The following is a 952-nucleotide window of genomic DNA, read 5'->3' as shown; positions in this document are numbered from 1 at the left end:
CACCTTCCAGAGCGACGGCAAGATGATCGACCTGGATGCGCTCGTGGCGGGGCTGGAGCTGGGATGACGGAAATTTCGGCGGTTCTGGCTTAGAACCCCCCCCTGGCGTCTTCGCCCGGTTCATCGGCAATTCCGCGACCCATGACACCTGGTTGGCGCAGTTTCGCGTCTATGCCGACCCGGAGCAGTTCGCACACTTCGAGGAGCGCATGCGTGACGCTTCGGTCGCTGAAGCGGCGCGTCTGAAACAGATCGCGATCGATCGGGCCGGCGAAATCAGTCTCGGTGTGTCGGCTGACATGTGGTTCAGAGCCATGACCGGGAAAATCGAACGGCTGGCCGAGGTCGAGAACCGTCTCGCTGCCGACCTTCAGGCCAGTGCTGCGGAAGGTGAGGCGCAGGCGCGTACCGAGATGTGGGTGGACATCACACTCGCCTCCGTCAGCATTGTCGTCGCGCTGACCTTGCTGTGGCTGGTCACCACCCAGGTGACCCGCTCCATCGCACAAGTGTTGCGTGCCGCAAATGCCCTTGCAGAGGGTGATCTGACCACAAGGGTCGAGTCCAACAGCAAGGACGAAACCGGCCAGCTTCTCGCCGCGATGCAGGCTACGGTGGCCAAGCTGTACCAGATCATCAACGAGGTCCGGCACGCGTCGGATCACCTCGCAAGCGGCGCCGAGGAGGTCAGTGCGACGGCGCAGTCGCTGAGCCAGGGGGCGAGCGAGCAGGCGGCTTCGGTGGAGGAGACGAGCGCGAGCATCGAACAGATGTCGGCGTCGATTGCGCAGAACACCGAAAACGCGAAAGTGACCGACGGCATGGCGGCCAAGGCGGCGTCCGAGGCTGCGGAAGGTGGCGAGGCGGTCAAGCGCACGGTCGAGGCGATGAAGAGCATCGCGGGCAAGATCGGGATCATCGACGACATTGCGTATCAGACGAACCTGCTGGC

1 protein-coding gene is annotated in these 952 nt (G+C 63.6%); it reads left to right on the top strand.

Translation table 11 applies throughout. The annotated features are described in order from the left end of the window. Positions 1-152 precede the first annotated feature (152 nt). Positions 153-952, top strand: an 800-nt coding sequence (locus GPA21_RS21325; RefSeq protein WP_339379840.1) for a methyl-accepting chemotaxis protein, incomplete at its 3' end; no start/stop codon positions are given.

Source organism: Azoarcus taiwanensis (assembly GCF_012910885.1).
Classification (GTDB): Bacteria; Pseudomonadota; Gammaproteobacteria; order Burkholderiales; family Rhodocyclaceae; genus Azoarcus_F; species Azoarcus_F taiwanensis.
Note: the sequence above shows the minus strand (reverse complement) of the source record. Positions and strands in the feature narration are given on the sequence as shown.